The 14700-nt window shown below is 54.3% G+C and carries 18 protein-coding genes; 16 read left to right on the forward strand and 2 right to left on the reverse strand.

Features of this window, described 5'->3' with window-relative positions; genetic code table 11:
* Nucleotides 1–28 precede the first annotated feature (28 nt).
* From ABXR19_RS08665 to ABXR19_RS08680, 4 genes are all read left to right on the forward strand, one after another.
* Complete coding sequence (locus ABXR19_RS08665; RefSeq protein ID WP_354600721.1) at nucleotides 29–640, forward strand: 50S ribosomal protein L25/general stress protein Ctc; 612 nt, start codon at nucleotides 29–31, stop codon at nucleotides 638–640.
* Entirely contained in the window at nucleotides 640–1233 is a 594-nt protein-coding gene (gene pth, locus ABXR19_RS08670; protein ID WP_354600722.1) for an aminoacyl-tRNA hydrolase, read from the forward strand. The genes ABXR19_RS08665 and pth overlap by 1 nt, the downstream gene beginning before the upstream one ends.
* Nucleotides 1230–2321: a redox-regulated ATPase YchF gene (ychF, locus tag ABXR19_RS08675; protein WP_354600723.1), complete on the forward strand. Its 1092-nt coding sequence runs from the start codon at nucleotides 1230–1232 to the stop codon at nucleotides 2319–2321. The genes pth and ychF overlap by 4 nt, the downstream gene beginning before the upstream one ends.
* A gap of 223 nt (nucleotides 2322–2544) precedes the next feature.
* Entirely contained in the window at nucleotides 2545–3732 is a 1188-nt protein-coding gene (locus ABXR19_RS08680; RefSeq protein ID WP_354600724.1) for a tyrosine-type recombinase/integrase, read from the forward strand.
* 17 nt (nucleotides 3733–3749) lie between these two features.
* Here the strand turns inward: ABXR19_RS08680 and ABXR19_RS08685 are convergent, their stop codons facing one another.
* A complete protein-coding gene (locus ABXR19_RS08685) occupies nucleotides 3750–4334 on the reverse strand; it encodes a hypothetical protein (protein ID WP_354600725.1) in 585 nt (194 codons plus the stop codon).
* Between the two features lie 74 nt (nucleotides 4335–4408).
* Between ABXR19_RS08685 and ABXR19_RS08690 the strand changes: the two genes are divergently transcribed.
* The 12 genes from ABXR19_RS08690 to ABXR19_RS08745 all read left to right on the forward strand — a co-directional run bounded on the left by ABXR19_RS08690 (nucleotide 4409) and on the right by ABXR19_RS08745 (nucleotide 13133).
* Entirely contained in the window at nucleotides 4409–4642 is a 234-nt protein-coding gene (locus ABXR19_RS08690) for a helix-turn-helix transcriptional regulator (protein ID WP_354600726.1), read from the forward strand.
* A gap of 234 nt (nucleotides 4643–4876) precedes the next feature.
* Nucleotides 4877–6082, forward strand: coding sequence for a rep family protein (locus ABXR19_RS08695; protein ID WP_354600727.1), 1206 nt, complete (start codon nucleotides 4877–4879; stop codon nucleotides 6080–6082).
* Between the two features lie 13 nt (nucleotides 6083–6095).
* Nucleotides 6096–6482 (forward strand): hypothetical protein, encoded by a 387-nt coding sequence (locus ABXR19_RS08700; RefSeq protein WP_354600728.1) that lies wholly within the window; start codon nucleotides 6096–6098, stop codon nucleotides 6480–6482.
* A 12-nt stretch (nucleotides 6483–6494) separates the two neighbouring features.
* On the forward strand, nucleotides 6495–6866 hold the full coding sequence (locus ABXR19_RS08705) for a hypothetical protein (protein WP_354600729.1): 372 nt from the start codon (nucleotides 6495–6497) through the stop codon (nucleotides 6864–6866).
* 51 nt (nucleotides 6867–6917) lie between these two features.
* Nucleotides 6918–7148, forward strand: a complete 231-nt coding sequence (locus ABXR19_RS08710; protein ID WP_303563104.1) for a major capsid protein — start codon at nucleotides 6918–6920, stop codon at nucleotides 7146–7148.
* Nucleotides 7149–7316: 168 nt separating this feature from the next.
* Nucleotides 7317–8672, forward strand: coding sequence for a hypothetical protein (locus ABXR19_RS08715; protein WP_354600730.1), 1356 nt, complete (start codon nucleotides 7317–7319; stop codon nucleotides 8670–8672).
* Nucleotides 8673–8682: 10 nt separating this feature from the next.
* Nucleotides 8683–8970, forward strand: coding sequence for a DUF2523 family protein (locus ABXR19_RS08720; RefSeq protein ID WP_354600731.1), 288 nt, complete (start codon nucleotides 8683–8685; stop codon nucleotides 8968–8970).
* Nucleotides 8971–8994: 24 nt separating this feature from the next.
* The gene (locus ABXR19_RS08725) at nucleotides 8995–10089 is read left to right on the forward strand and encodes a zonular occludens toxin domain-containing protein (RefSeq protein ID WP_354600732.1); all 1095 of its coding nucleotides are present in this window, start codon (nucleotides 8995–8997) and stop codon (nucleotides 10087–10089) included.
* Nucleotides 10086–11315, forward strand: a complete 1230-nt coding sequence (locus tag ABXR19_RS08730) for a type II secretion system protein GspD (protein WP_354600733.1) — start codon at nucleotides 10086–10088, stop codon at nucleotides 11313–11315. Before ABXR19_RS08725 ends, ABXR19_RS08730 begins: the two co-directional genes overlap by 4 nt.
* Before the next feature lie 146 nt (nucleotides 11316–11461).
* Complete coding sequence (locus tag ABXR19_RS08735) at nucleotides 11462–11656, forward strand: hypothetical protein (protein ID WP_354600734.1); 195 nt, start codon at nucleotides 11462–11464, stop codon at nucleotides 11654–11656.
* A gap of 129 nt (nucleotides 11657–11785) precedes the next feature.
* On the forward strand, nucleotides 11786–12100 hold the full coding sequence (locus tag ABXR19_RS08740) for an XRE family transcriptional regulator (RefSeq protein ID WP_354600735.1): 315 nt from the start codon (nucleotides 11786–11788) through the stop codon (nucleotides 12098–12100).
* Nucleotides 12081–13133 carry a DNA cytosine methyltransferase gene (locus ABXR19_RS08745; RefSeq protein WP_354600736.1) on the forward strand — a complete coding sequence of 351 codons (1053 nt, stop codon included), beginning with the start codon at nucleotides 12081–12083 and terminating at the stop codon, nucleotides 13131–13133. Before ABXR19_RS08740 ends, ABXR19_RS08745 begins: the two co-directional genes overlap by 20 nt.
* On the opposite strand, the gene ABXR19_RS08750 is transcribed toward ABXR19_RS08745, so the two are convergent.
* Nucleotides 13130–14254, reverse strand: a complete 1125-nt coding sequence (locus ABXR19_RS08750) for a restriction endonuclease, SacI family (RefSeq protein WP_354600737.1) — start codon at nucleotides 14252–14254, stop codon at nucleotides 13130–13132. The genes ABXR19_RS08745 and ABXR19_RS08750 overlap by 4 nt on opposite strands.
* Nucleotides 14255–14700: the final 446 nt, after the last annotated feature.

Raw genomic sequence — 14700 nt, forward strand, 5'->3', positions numbered from 1 at the left:
GGCAGCCACCTTAATCTGGAGAAGTAAAATGGAATTCAATCTCAAAGCAGCCAAGCGGGACGTTACAGGTACGGGTGCGAGCCGCCGCCTGCGTCACGCTGGTACAACCCCTGGCATCATCTACGGCGGCGATGCGCCTGTCGTGCAGATCTCGCTGGATCACAACGATCTGTTCCACGCCCTGCGCAAGGAAGCCTTTCACAGCTCCATGCTGACCATCGAAGTCGACGGCGTTGCTCAAACCGCCGTCCTGCGCGATGTGCAATGGCATCCCTTCCGCCAGATCGTGCTGCACGTTGATTTCCAGCGTGTTGATGCCACCCACGCCACCCACATCAAGGTGCCGGTGCACTTCCTGAACCACGACGCATGTCCGGGCGTGAAGCTCAACGGCGGCGTGTTCTCGCATGTCATCAACGAACTCGACCTGAAGGGTCTGCCGGGCAAGCTGCCGGCCTTCCTCGAAATCGACATGAAGAGCATGAACGTGGGCGATGTGATTCACCTGTCCGACATCAAGCTGCCTGAAGGCGTCGAGCTGGCTCACGCCACCGAAGGCTCCAAGGTCATCGCTTCCATCGCAGCTCCGCGCGGCGGCGCTGCCGAGCCCGAAGCCGACGAAGGCGAAGCCAAGGCCTGATGACTCAGTCAGCTCCCAAGCTGATTGTCGGCCTCGGTAACCCCGGGGCCGAATACACCGAAACCCGGCACAACGCCGGGTTTTGGTTTTGTGAGCGCCTGGCGCAGGACTTGGGCGCCCGCCTCAATCATGAAAGCCGCTTTCACGGTTTCGTGGGCAAAGCCGGTGACACCTGGCTACTGTTGCCACAGACTTTCATGAACCGCTCGGGTCAGTCGGTACTGGCTCTGGCCCACTTTTATCGTATCCTGCCCAACGAAATCCTCGTCGTGCACGATGAACTGGACATCCCCCCTGGCCAGCTGCGCCTGAAATACGGCGGCGGTCTGGGCGGCCACAATGGCCTGAAAGACATTTCCTCGCGACTCTCAACACAAGACTACTGGCGCCTGCGCATCGGCATCGGTCATCCCGGCGACAAGAATGAAGTGGCAAACTTCGTACTGAACCGCCCACGCCGCGAAGAGCAAACTGAAATCGACACGGCCATCGACCGGGCGCTCAGCGCCTGGCCGAAAATTGCCAAGGGCGACTGGAACGCCGCCACCCAACACATCAACGCGCGCCCTGCGGCGCCCAAGGAAAAAGCATGAGTCTCAAATGCGGCATCGTCGGTCTGCCCAACGTCGGCAAATCCACCCTCTTCAACGCGCTGACCAAGGCCGGCATTGAGGCAGCAAACTATCCTTTCTGCACCATCGAGCCGAACGTCGGCATCGTTGAAGTACCGGATGCGCGCATGGCTCAGCTCGCCGAGATCGTCAAGCCGCAGCGCATGCAGCCGGCCATCGTCGAATTCGTCGACATCGCCGGGCTGGTCGCCGGCGCGTCCAAGGGTGAAGGTCTGGGCAACCAGTTCCTCGCCAACATCCGCGAAACCGACGCCATCGTGAACGTGGTGCGCTGCTTCGAAGATGAAAATGTGATTCACGTCTCCGGCCGCGTTGATCCGCTCGCCGACATCGAAACCATCCTCACCGAACTCGCCCTGGCCGACATGACTGCCGTCGAGAAAGCCATTCAGCGCGAGAACAAGAAGGCCCGCTCTGGCGACAAGGATGCGCAAAAGCTCGTCGCCCTGCTCGAAGCCATGCTGCCACACCTGAACGAAGGCCAGCCGGCACGAACCTTCAAGCTCACCGAAGAAGATCTGGTCCAGCTCAAGCCGCTGTGCCTGATGACCCTGAAGCCCGCGATGTACGTCGGTAACGTCAAGGAAGACGGTTTCGAAAACAATCCGCACCTTGATCGTCTGCGCGAACACGCCGCCAAGGAAGGCGCGCCGGTCGTCGCCCTGTGCGCCCAGATCGAAGCCGAACTGGCCGATCTGGATGACGAAGACAAGCTGGCTTTCCTCGCCGACATCGGCTTGAGCGAACCGGGCCTGAACCGCCTGATCCGCGCTGGCTACGACCTGCTCGGCCTGCAAACCTACTTCACAGCCGGTGTGAAGGAAGTGCGCGCCTGGACGATCCACAAGGGCGACACTGCACCGCAAGCGGCCGGCGTGATCCACACCGATTTCGAAAAGGGCTTCATCCGCGCCCAGACCATCGCCTTCGAAGATTTCATCCAGTTCAAGGGTGAGCAAGGCGCCAAGGAAGCCGGCAAGATGCGCTCCGAAGGCAAGGAATACGTCGTAAAAGATGGCGACGTACTGAACTTCCTGTTCAACGTCTAAATCAGAATATGCAATATCACGCAATACCGTGAAACTTTGCGAAACCCAAAAAAGCCCTCCAAACGTAGAATTGGCGGGCTTTTTTGTGCCCTTTGATCACTTATGAAACATCAGGAAATTTCGAGTGCTTTCACAGAAGAAGCGGGTACAAAAGCGGGTATGCCACTTTTTAAGTCCGCTAGATGAGCGGGTACAATGAACACCCCTTCTTCTGAGGTGTGCCATGCTGACCGACGCCCATTGCCGCAATGCCAAGCCCCGCGAAAAGCTATACCGACTTAAGGACTTCAATGGCCTCTACTTGGAGGTCAAGCCATCCGGCACCAAAGCTTGGCGATATCGGTACAAGCTGAACAACAAAGAATCCATGTTCGCGCTAGGCAACTATCCAGACATGGGGCTGGCTGAAGCACGCGAGCAGTGTGATGGAGTCCGAAAACAGGTCAAACAGGGCATCCACCCCGTTGTTCACCGCCAGCAGGAAAAGGCCCGCCTCATCAAGGAAGCTGCTTGCACTTTTGAAGTCGTCGCGAAGGAATGGCTGGCTCTCAAAAGCTGGGAGGCTGTAACCAAAGCTCGCCGGCTGAACATGCTTGAACGGGTTGTTTTCCCAACCATTGGCAGCCTGCCAGTCCGACAAATCTCTTCGCCAACGATCCTCAGCCTTCTCCTTAATAGCTCGAAAGAAAACGGTGTAACTGTCGCAGCCGAGGCCAAGCGCACCATGTTTGGCATCTTTGAGCTTGCCTGCGAAACCTTCAGGGCCGACGCCAATCCTGTGCATCAATGGCGTGAAGCTCTACCCAAGAACAAAACGCAGCACAAACGGGCGTTGAATACCGAGGAAATCGGCAAACTGCTGACGGACTTCGCAGGGCACGGAGGAAACTTCCAAACAATCTATGCCTTTCGGCTGATGTGGCTGACGCTGACGCGTCCCAATGAAGCGGTCTGCGCGGAATGGTCAGAGCTCGATCTTGAATCCGGCGTTTGGAAAATTCAGGCTTGTCGGATGAAAAACAGGCGGGAACACACGGTTCCACTCCCGCGCCAAGCCATCGATCTGCTCAAGGCGCTTCACCCCATTACCAGCCATACAAAGCATGTCTTTCCGAGCCGTGATGATCGGAGCAAGCCTATGGCGGACGCAACTATTCGCCAGGCACTAAAAAAACTGGGGTGGGCAACCAAATACAGCCCTCATGGAACCCGGACAACAGGATCCACTAGGCTGAACGAGTTGGGGTATCGCGGTGACGTAATTGAAGCTCAGCTCGCGCACACTGAACCCAATTCAGTGCGGCGAAGTTACAACCATGCGACGTACTTCGACGAGCGACGTGAAATGATGCAAAGGTGGGCTGACTTATTAGACATGCTCGTAGAAAAAACACTCAAACAACGAGCATGACAATGAGCTTTGTTCGACTATTTTGAAAATATCTTGGCTATTAGCTTTTCTCGGGCCTTTTCAAGCTCTTTGAACTGTTCATCTCTTTCCAGTATGGCAAACCATTTTCTTGTCATAGCCTCCGGCGACAGTAGTTTCGAAATATCATCTGTGACCATCAGGTCGTCATCGGTTATTTCTGAATATCGTTCGAAAAATTTATCCACTACAGCGACAACACGCTCCTGAATCACCTCTCCATCTTGCTCAAGAGCATTCCAATCAAGACAGCCTGTTAATTCCTTCAGGATGGAAAAGCGTCTTGTCAGCACTTGCTGAGTAATTCCAGCAATTGCTGAAAATTCAAACTCAGGCTCCTTTGCAGGACTGGTAAAGCCCTCCTTCGGGAGCTCATCGCCGGTCGCAAGCCAGTAGGCATGCTCAGGCCAAATCAAAGCGACGGCCTCCACCATCTGTGCCGTTGCTCGCTGTCTCCGCGCCCACCAACTCTTCCACACGCTGACCTTGATCTTGGAAAGCTCTTCCAGTCTTTGGAAGCGGCCGTACTTGGGTAGCTTCGACTCAATCAGATCTTTCATCCGCGAATTGATGCTCGAAAACACTTGACACCTCCTGAAACGGAGAACTATGCTCGCCACATCGATGACATAGTTCACGATTGAATGGAGAAAAGGTAATGGAAAGTAGTGTAGCTCACTCTGTTTTGGGAACACCAACAACCGTCGAAAGCTACGTGTCCGTGCTTTCCCGGCTTGGCATTAGTCGCCCAACACTATGGCGTTGGCTGAAAGATGAGACCCACAACTTCCCGCGCCCCGTTCGACTTGGCAAACGAAAGCTCGGCTTTGTTGCATCCGAGATCGACGGCTGGGTACTTGCTCGCGGGATGACGAACGAGGCTCAGAAATGAAGGCTCGTCGGCAGCTCGTTCAACTCGATATGTTTCCGGAGGCACTGGCCCCCGGAATGAACTTCTATGCACGAGCCCTGAGCGGCATTGCCAAAGACACCAACTCCACACCGGCGACCGGCAGCGCAACGCCCGCAGCGCGTGAGCGCGAGGACGAGGGCGCAGCCGGGTCGGCGCCTCTAGGTAAACCTATACGGATTTTGTTGTCAACGCCGGCAAAGGCAGGTTCGTGATGTGTCTCGACTCGCCGACCTTCGCTTTGTTGAAACCCTGCCTGTCGGGGTTCGTCACATCCGCGATGGTGTTGCCATCCCGGCGCCGTCAGAAGCTGCGCTCCGGGTCTATCGATACATCCTGCTTCAGGGCAGTCAGGACTTGCTCTATCCATTCTGGCGGGATGTTGTTGATCGTGACACCGGTGAAATCACGGGCAAGAGGAGTGAGTTCAGGGTCAGCGTATGCGGTAGAACCGCCCTTGAGCACGACGTGCCCGTCTATCGGAATGCCACGGGTGGAGTCGGCATTGGAGGGGTTCTCCGCTGCGGGAACGTTTGGGGCTGCGTTTTCTGCTGCGCCAAGGTCATGCGACGGCGAGCTGAGCAAATCGGCGCGCTATTCGGGGCCATACATGCGGAAGGCGGAGGCGCAGTAATGGTCACTTTCACGTGTGCACATCGGCTGGAGGACTCTTTGGCCCTAATGCTTGAAAAGTTCAAATCAGCCCAACGCACGCTCAGTCAGTCGCGTCAGTTCCGTGCCCTGGCCGAGTCTCGAAGCGGTGCATGTGTTGCCACTGAGATTAAGTGGAACCCGCGTAATGGCTGGCACCCCCATCAGCACCAGGCGTGGTTTTTTCCGCGCCCACTGTCACCTGATGAAACCGAGTTGCTTTCAGCTTCGCTATTTCCTGTCTGGCAAAGCGCGCTGCTCAAGCATGGTTTGGACTGCCGCGAGTTTTTCAAAGACCGGCGCGTTGGTGTTGACGTGCGGACGGCATGGGATGCCAGCGAATATCTCGCCAAGTTTGACAGGGAACGGGACTGGAGCCTGTCCGCCGAAATGACCGCCGGCAGGCTCAAAACCGGCGGATCCCACTCGCTGACTCCCTGGGCAATTCTGGAAGACGCAATCCTTCGTGGCCGTGATTCTCAGGCCTTAAAGCTGTGGCTCGAATACTTGCGCGCCACCAAAGGCAAGTCTTGCATTTCGATGAAGGCTGCCGCGCCCCTTCTTCGTCGCTTCGACCTGCCTGTCACTTTTGACGACATCGAGGATGCGAACGCTCAGGGCGAGTCCTCAATCATCACCCGAGTTGGCCGTGTCGAGTTCGAGAACATCGTCAAAGCTGGCGGCATGGGCAAATTTTTGGAAGCCGCTCGATCTGGCGGTGCAGAAGCAGTCGAGCGCATCGCTCAAAATATTGATTGGTCATTTACATAAAGGAGTAGAAAAAATGTCGCTTTTATCACGTCACGTCAGTGAGCTGAAGAGTGAAGAGTTTGTTTTGGGCGTTTCCACTGGTTTTACTGGTGAAAAAGGAGGACGAATGGAGGGAATCGAATCGACCAAAATTACTATTGTTTCTACCCCCGCCAGCAAAAACTGGACTGGTTACACTGCAATTGATCAAAAAATTGCGGATGCCAGTGTTGGTGAATCGATGAAGGACAAGCTCTTTCCTGCCCGCTGCTTCATCACCTACCGCCGCGTCACGGCAGTCGAAAAGAAAGTAATGGATGGTCGAGAGGTTTCAAACGACGTCGAAAAACTTGTCGTTGTTGCCATCGAGTACATCTGCCAAGTTGATCTTGTCGATGTGAAGGTAGCCAAGGCCGCATAAGGCTTTCCTGCCATGGCTACAGTCACTTTCAACAATACGACCGTCGCGGTAACTGACCTGACGTGTTCCAACGTCAAGCCGGCTGTTACCGCTGCGCTCGGCTGGGGAAGTGGTTGGTCCGCAAAGTCATGCACATCAGACCCGGTTCAAGCCAACACGATCATCACTTTCACCTCAGGCACAAGCGCGTGGCAAGGCGTCATTACGGCAGTGGTGGATAACCCCACCTCATCTACGACAGCAATCAGCCCGAGCTGCGCCCCGGAGTCCTTCGATTACATATATGCCGCGCAAGTATGGGCGGCAGCATTTTGCGTCACGGTAGGTCTGTATCTCGTGGCGCTCAAGGTTGGAACGATTCTGCGCTTCTTCCGAGGCGCGTAATCGAAACAAGCGTGTCCGGCGCACCCGGATATTTCTCTGAAAGGAAGCAACATGAAAAAGCTGTTCGCAATTTTCGTCGCCGCAATGGTGGCTCTGGTTACGCCGATGGTGTCGTTTGCACAAACGGCCACCAATACCGGCCCCGACTTTTCGACCCTGACCAGCCAGATCGATCTGTCGACCACCATCACCGCCATCATGGCTATCGGTGTTTCGGCCATGGGCCTGCTGCTCGCCATCAAGGGCGTGAAAATCGTCTGGCGCATGTTCAAGGGCGCCTGATCAGCCCCCTTTGTCGCCATGACATGGGGAGGGCTAGCACTCCCCTTTTTCATGCCTGCCAACACATCTGCCGAAAGCCAACACCATGACCAGCACACAAATTTGGTACATCTTCATTTTCGGATGGGGGCAGCTGTGCGCCTGGGCGGTCATCCGGGGGCTTGACCTATGATCACCCGCATCCTGTCTGCTGTATTTGCAATTGTCATTTCTTTGCAAGTCGGCACAGCACAAGCTCAAGCGCTCACGGTTTCATCTGGGGTAAATCGCGCGGTAAGTGGCGTAACGCAGCAGTCCATGCGTTCCCGAGGCTTTGCTGCCAATGACCCACGGTACTACGGAACGCTATCGGCCATGTCCAACGTTGCTGGTACAGCAGTCGGCGCTGCTGCCGGGGCTGGTGTCGTTACGCTGATTGGGGTTACTGCGCCCGCGTGGGCCACAGTCATGCTGGCTGCGGCAACGACTGCCGCAGTTGGATATGGCGTCACCCTGGCGCTGGATGGCCTGATTAACTGGCTATTCCATAGCGACACCCTGAAAGTAGATCAGTCATCCGCCGCAAATCTCTCTTACAGCGTTGATGGCTTCAACGTCGGCGATCCGGTGTGGGTTGGCTTTGATTCCGCAGGTAGAAAAGTGTACGGCAGCCAACCGGAACCTATGGCGCGCCAGCTGTATTACGACGGTTACCGTGCGCAAGGTGTTACGCAGCCGAGTGAGCCATATTGTTTCGCTGTTGGCTCTGGCCTGTATTACTGCGGGAACTACTCCGTCCTTCTGGATGGGACTGCCTCCATTTCTTGCGGGCGCGGCATGTACGCTGTTGGAGGGTTCTGTGCGAGCTACTCCTACCCACTCAACACTGGTACTCAAAACGTTACCGGCCAATCATTGCAGCAAGCCGTCGCTGCTCTGCCAGATAGCGAATTGGCCAAGCCGCTGAACCCACAGGTCGTTGCTGATTTGTCCAATCACCTTTGGCAGCAGGCAGCAGCCCAGCCGGGCTATCAAGGGCTTCCATATCAGCAGGCCAATCCTGTTACTGCCGCAGAAGCGCAAACATGGATGCAGCAGAACCCGTCGATGTGGCCCACTGTGCGTGACTTCGTGCAGCCTCGGCCAGCATCTGATCCGACCGCATATTCGCTGCCGCTAAATCCAACGGCGCCTTCATCGCAGCTCCAGCCGACGACTCAACCGAATCCCAATGCTGTAAATCCGGCTTCGGAACAGCCACAGGTCAATCTCGGGGCCGACCCGGCCATTCCCCAGCCTGAGCTTGAAGCAACGCCAACAGCCCAGCAGATCATGGCACCAGTGCTAAACCTTCTGCCAACCCTGCGAAATTTCATGATGCCGGCAGGAGTGGGGACATGCCCGGTAGCCAGTTTCAGCGTCTGGAATCACAGCTTCCAGATAGACGCGCACTGCACCGTCATCGGACAGAACCAGCAAATCATCCAGGCATTCATGTTCGTTGCTTGGTCGGTGCTGGCTCTGCTTGTCCTGCTTCGCGCTTGAGGTATTGGGAATGTACGGAATTCTTCTCTCTGCTCTCTGGTCTGCACTGGCGTGGATTGCTCGCTCCATCCTGATCAAGTTCGTTCTCTATTTCGGCCTTTTCTTCATTACAACTGAGTTCATCGAGATTCTGACGACCATCCTGCCTGATGGATCATCGCTTCGCAGCGCGTTTGGCGGTTTGCCTGGATCAATGTGGTGGCTGATGAACATCATGCAGTTCAACGTCGGCGTGCCCATGGTTTTATCGGCTTACGCCACCCGATTCATCATCCGTCGCATCCCCGTGATCGGCTGAGTTTCGCATATGCGAAAGTAACCAATGGCGATCAACGCATACACCGGCCTTCAAGGCAGCGGAAAATCCTACGAAGTCACCAGTTCGGTGATCGTATCGGCCATTGCCGCAGGTCGCCGGGTCATCACCAATATTGACGGCATCAACGAAGAGAAGATCCACGAGTACCTGCTGGCCAAGAACAAGGCGCAAGAAGGCAAGCTCGGAACGGTTGTTCATGTCACCAATGAACGCATCCTGCAACCAGCATTCTTCCCTGACGAAGAGCACACCGAGGTCGTGTCGGTCGTTTTACCTGGTGATCTGGTCGCCATTGATGAAGCGTGGCGCTTCTGGCCCGCCGATGGTGGAAAGCTCACCCATGAGCACATGCAGTTCTTCCGCATGCACCGCCATTACACGCACCCTGAGACAGGAGTGAGCTGTGATGTTGCGCTGATGATCCAGGATATTTCGGGCCTGCACAGGAGCGTGAAGAATGTCGTGGAATTCAGCTTCAGGACAACCAAGCACAAAGCCCTTGGCATCGGAAAGCGCTACCGGGTTGAAGTCTTTGAAGGCTACAAGCAGACACGGACCAACGCGATCAGTCGTTATCAAAAAGAGTATGACAAAGTATTTTTCCCGATGTACAAGAGCTACGCGGGCGGAAACGGCAACGAAAAGGCTATTGACGATCGAACCAACATCTTCAAACGCTGGTGGCTTCTGCCGCTAATCATTGGCGTCACGATTGCGGTCCTCTTCTCCTTCTACAAGGTATTCCGCTTCTTCCAGCCGGATACGCACCTCAAAAATCGCGCACCCCATGCAGCGACTACTGCCATGCCGGCATCAACACAGGCTTCCGCCTCTCAGTTACCCGCATCAGGTACGGCGCTTCTACCGCCTATCAGTTTCAGCACAGCCTGGCGTATTGCAGGCCGGTTTGTTTCAGGCAATCAACAGTACGTGGTGCTCGCCAGTCCGACAGGGCGCCTGCGCTTTGAAAGCCCTTCCAACTTCGCGAACAGCGGCCAAGCGATGGCAGGGAAGATTGATGGCGAGACGGTGACCTATTACAGCGGAACCATTGCGCCTCCGCCAGTTGTCCCATCTATCGCGGGAACGATGCCATGAGAAAGCTTATTGCCACCCTGCTGATGGCCGCAGTTCTTCCATGGCCCGCTCATGCCGCAAATTCCCCAACCGGGTTCGATCTGACAGGCGTCAAGGTTGCTGATGCACTTCAACTGATCTTTGGCGATGCGCTGCACACACCCTATATGTTCGATCCTGAGGTGGCCGCAGATCAGCGGATCATTTCTTTCCGCTGGCAAAGCGACAAGGGGGATTTGCGCCCTTTTCTGATCAGCTTTCTGGATAGCCTTGGGTACGCACTCGAAAACCGTGCGGGCGTGGATTTCGTCGCTCGCAAGACACATCGCGCCCCTGCCTCAGAGGTATTCGTCTATCGCCCTAAGTTCCGTGAAGTCGGCTTTCTGACGGAAATTCTTGCACCACTGTTTGGCAACGGTTTCACTGCAAATCGCACGGTGAAGGCGTCCGACTCGGCAAAAATCCCCCAGGGACAAACACCGCCGCCCAACAGCGCCGCTGCGTTGGTGGATCGCGCGTCAGACCTTTTGGTATTCACCGGCACACCAGACGAGATTGGCCGCTTGAAGCAGGCGCTCTCTCAAGTCGATGTCGCGTTTGGCGAGGTCATGGCGCGCGGCGTGGTCTATGAGGTCAGCACGTCTGAAAAGGAAGGCTCTGCATTTGGCTTGCTCGCCAGTTTGCTGGACGGTCGCTTTTCCATTGGAATTGGAGCAATCACCAAGGCCAACAGCTTCATCCAGTTCAAAGCTGCGAACCTCGAAGGCATCTACTCCCTGCTGAACCAGGACAGTCGCTTCAAGGTGTTATCCAGCCCATCACTGCGCATTCGCTCTGGCGCTCAGGGCGTTTTCTCCGTTGGCCAGGATGTGCCTGTACTCGGCGCCGTCAGCTATCCGAGTAGCGGCCAAGCAGTGCAGAGCGTCGAGTATCGCTCCAGCGGAGTCATCTTCAATATTCAGCCGACCGTACGTGAAGGCGTGATCGACCTGAACATCGATCAGCAGCTCTCCAACTTCATTGCGACCACAACCGGCGTCAACAACTCACCGACCCTGACCAAGCGGTCGCTCAAAACCTCGATCAGCATGAAGGATGGCGATCTGATCGTCCTGGGCGGCTTGGCTGAGAACAAAGACAGTAACAGCAGAGATGGACTGACGTTTCTGCCGAAGTTTCTGCACACATCCGGCTCCGAGGCTGCTCGGTCGGAAATCCTGCTGGTTCTTCAAGTCCAGCGCCTGTAGTCCATGGAGGTCATATGGTCACGTTTCTCACGTTCATCATCGTCGCGCCGCTGTATTGGATGCTGCTTGAGTGGATGTATCGCAACCGGAGTCGATAGTTCGCACAACCGGTGGAGTTCAGAAACTGGAGAGATCGAGAGGTAGTGATGAGTACCAAGCTTGCCAAAGCACGACTGGCGGCGGCTACCGCTCGCCAAATCGCCAAGGATTCCAAGGCTTCTACTAAGCCTCTCAAGGCAGAAAACCGCAAATTGAGGGAGGCGCTAGTCAAGATTTCAGAGAGGTATGCAGGGGAGGAACCAGGCAGGATTGCACTGGAGGCCCTTCGTGAGCATCGTTAATAGGCAACCCAGAAGACAAACCTTTTGATGCAATTCAAAACAAATCAAATAATTTTTTTTATTAATGTTTTGATTTGTTTCGTGTATTATTGAGTGTGTAGCCATTGCGAGTGTGTTATGTTTTGAGGCATGACTTACGAAGAGTTCCGTCGCCAGCTTGGCAAAGCTGGCCTAACGATCAAGGAGTTCGCTGTGCTGATAAAACAGACGCCGAACTCCATTACAAATCACTCGCAACACAAGGAAGTACCTCCGCACTTGGCAATCATTGCTGCGCTTATGGGTGAAATGGCCGAAGCCGATATTGATTTTCGCGCGACACTGGCTCGAATTCAATTTGATGCCAGCAAACCAAGAGGTGGGGTAGTAAAAGGTCAGTTTGGGGGTAGCAAGCAAACCCGATTGCTGTTTACGGAAGCAAATAATGAGAAATCACACAATTGATTTGTTCGCTGGCGCCGGAGGCCTTTCCGTTGGGCTAAAGATGTCAGGCTGGGATGTGCGTGTAGCTGTTGAGTACGACTCAACAGCTATTGAAACTCACCGTAAAAACATGCCGGAAACTCTGCACCTGTGTGACGATATTCGCGATATTGATTTCAAACAGTATGCAGGTTCTATTGACCTCGTAGCAGGTGGGCCTCCATGTCAGCCATTTTCTGTGTCCGGAAAACAGCTTGGTAAGTTGGATGTTCGAGACATGGTCCCCGAATTTGTGCGTGTCGTCAGAGAAATACGCCCGCGTGCTTTTCTTATGGAAAACGTTGCGGGGCTTACTACCGCCAGATTTCTTCCTTACCTAGAAGATCGAGTCGATGAACTTCGGGAATTAGGCTATGAGGTTTATTGGCAGGTGCTTAATGCGGCAGACTACGGCATTCCGCAAAACCGCCGCCGCCTGTTTGTCATCGGTTTGCCTGTTGGGACAAAATTTGATTTCCCAAAACCAACGCACGGCCCCAGCCATAAAAATAAATACCGCACTGTGGCAGAGGCATTAGAGGGCTGCCCTGTCGATCACATAAACCAGGCAAAAGTGATTTTCGCAAAGAACCCTATTCTTCGCCGTAGTCCCTATGCAGGGATGTTATTAAACGGAAAGGGACGTCCATTAAATATGGATGCACCTGCTCATACAATACCTGCAAGTGCTGGTGGAAATCGCACTCACATCCTAGATCCGCAAGGGGTCTTGCGTCAGTATCACGAGCATTTACAAGCCGGGGGGAAACCCAAAACTGGTGAGGTAAAGGGTTGTTCTCGCTTGACCGTCCGTCAATCTGCCAGATTGCAGACTTTTCCGGATTGGTTTGAGTTTGTCGGAAGGCGTAACCAGCAATATGCCCAGATCGGGAACGCTGTTCCCCCTGAATTTGCAGCGGTTGTCGCCAAGGCGTTGCATAACGCGCTTAACGCCTGCGGTGACACTCTAGAAAGAAAACGGACAAAGAAAGCGCTCCAGGCCTCAGAGTCCTAAATTGATTTCATCAATTCAACCCAGCGATGGACGTGCTTGTAATGAGCACCTAATTCGTGAAGCGCGTCATGCACAACCCGGAGTAGTGCTGCACGCTGCTCCGGGGATAGGAGCAGCAAAACCGTTTTGAAGAAGGATATTGATTCGGTTATATTGACATCAATTCCTCGAGTAAACTCGTGCGCGGCCCTTTTCATGATCTCATCACGCTCCTGCAACAATGGAGAAGCCTGTACCAAAAAGACCAAGTTTTTAACGTCAGTTATTCGCGCCTTCATTATCGAACTTTCAACATCACTTAAGGTTAATGTTCGATCTTTTACTTCAATCGCAAAATTTACCTTCCCATCGGCTATTCGCTCAACGTCTCCGGCACGGGAACCGGACGCATCCGCGGAGTTCGTTGAGTATGAGCGAACCTCCCCGAAACTAGGGAACGCCTCCGCAAATGCTTTAAAGACTGAGTAACATACAACCTGAAGGCGTACGCCATTTGAGCGCTCACTTAAAAACTCTTCAAGAACTTTAGTTACATCCTCAAGACTGGCCCGAGACGGGCCTACGTAATCTCGTTTATTTGTTTCGAGTGCGACTCTTGTTTCAATAAGAATCAAACGTAAAAACCGCAAGGCTTCTTCTTGCCCACCACTTTCCACGTGAGAAATTATTTTAAACAGTGAGTCGTAAAGTGCTCGATTCCCTGCTTTGCTTGCCATTTCTTCACCGAAATTTTTATAGCGCGCAGGGTTATTTACATAAGGATCTGGATTTGTCCCTGGGAACGGTTTTCCTACAGACGAATTCCAAGGGACAACAACATTTCTAACAAGCATGCGTACGTCCCTAGCGCCAGGAAGCAACGAGCTGTCCTGTAAGCACAGCGTATTGATTGACCCATCAGCCGCTTTCGCCAAGACTTGGCCTAGCAATACATATGGGTAGGTGCTGCCGCCTTTAGTAATGATGGTCTCGAGCGCGCCCCCCCATTCTTCGTCTCGAAGCGGTTCCGCCAAAGGCTCGGCAAGAACTTTGTCCCACTCTTGCTCAAGCAGTGATTTACTCGCTTGGTGCAGAGGTTGAAGCACTTTTGTTCGGGGAGCGGTCGCCATAGTTTTGCTCATAGAAATAGATCCTCGAAGTCTAACAGACGCAGCAGTCATGCTTCGCGCGAACGTTTCTTGAGAGTTCATATGCGTAATGTGCCCTCTGTACTTCGCCCCTTGCTTCATACCGTCGCCGCCCCCACGATAAACGAATGAGAGCAGACCTTGTGTGGATGCGGAGTGACCGAACAAGGGATTTTCGCAAATGCGAAATTCCCTCTATACGCAATTCGCCAAGGCTATCGGAAACGCATTTTTCGATTGCTTGAGAGTTCATATGCGTAAATAGAGGCCTTTGCTGTTTGCTTTCTAGAACCGCCCGCTCTCGCACAAGCCGGTCTTCCGTCAAGGCCGCCGCAGGCGCCCGTCAGGGCTTGGCCTTGACGGCGGACCCAACCGTATCATCGCTGCATGGGCTGCGGGCGGCCTTATTGCCCCGCAGCCCATGCAGACCACGCATCGGT

Origin of the sequence: Uliginosibacterium flavum (assembly GCF_040566545.1) — a bacterium.
GTDB lineage: Bacteria > Pseudomonadota > Gammaproteobacteria > Burkholderiales > Rhodocyclaceae > Uliginosibacterium > Uliginosibacterium flavum.

Coding starts and splice junctions, on each gene's coding strand:
- ABXR19_RS08665 (WP_354600721.1), top strand. CDS start 29: ATGGAATTCAATCTCAAAGCAGCCAAGCGGGACGTTACAGGTACGGGT.
- pth (WP_354600722.1), top strand. CDS start 640: ATGACTCAGTCAGCTCCCAAGCTGATTGTCGGCCTCGGTAACCCCGGG.
- ychF (WP_354600723.1), top strand. CDS start 1,230: ATGAGTCTCAAATGCGGCATCGTCGGTCTGCCCAACGTCGGCAAATCC.
- ABXR19_RS08680 (WP_354600724.1), top strand. CDS start 2,545: ATGCTGACCGACGCCCATTGCCGCAATGCCAAGCCCCGCGAAAAGCTA.
- ABXR19_RS08690 (WP_354600726.1), top strand. CDS start 4,409: ATGGAAAGTAGTGTAGCTCACTCTGTTTTGGGAACACCAACAACCGTC.
- ABXR19_RS08700 (WP_354600728.1), top strand. CDS start 6,096: ATGTCGCTTTTATCACGTCACGTCAGTGAGCTGAAGAGTGAAGAGTTT.
- ABXR19_RS08705 (WP_354600729.1), top strand. CDS start 6,495: ATGGCTACAGTCACTTTCAACAATACGACCGTCGCGGTAACTGACCTG.
- ABXR19_RS08710 (WP_303563104.1), top strand. CDS start 6,918: ATGAAAAAGCTGTTCGCAATTTTCGTCGCCGCAATGGTGGCTCTGGTT.
- ABXR19_RS08715 (WP_354600730.1), top strand. CDS start 7,317: ATGATCACCCGCATCCTGTCTGCTGTATTTGCAATTGTCATTTCTTTG.
- ABXR19_RS08720 (WP_354600731.1), top strand. CDS start 8,683: ATGTACGGAATTCTTCTCTCTGCTCTCTGGTCTGCACTGGCGTGGATT.
- ABXR19_RS08725 (WP_354600732.1), top strand. CDS start 8,995: ATGGCGATCAACGCATACACCGGCCTTCAAGGCAGCGGAAAATCCTAC.
- ABXR19_RS08730 (WP_354600733.1), top strand. CDS start 10,086: ATGAGAAAGCTTATTGCCACCCTGCTGATGGCCGCAGTTCTTCCATGG.
- ABXR19_RS08735 (WP_354600734.1), top strand. CDS start 11,462: ATGAGTACCAAGCTTGCCAAAGCACGACTGGCGGCGGCTACCGCTCGC.
- ABXR19_RS08740 (WP_354600735.1), top strand. CDS start 11,786: ATGACTTACGAAGAGTTCCGTCGCCAGCTTGGCAAAGCTGGCCTAACG.
- ABXR19_RS08745 (WP_354600736.1), top strand. CDS start 12,081: ATGAGAAATCACACAATTGATTTGTTCGCTGGCGCCGGAGGCCTTTCC.
- ABXR19_RS08750 (WP_354600737.1), bottom strand. CDS start 14,254: ATGAGCAAAACTATGGCGACCGCTCCCCGAACAAAAGTGCTTCAACCT.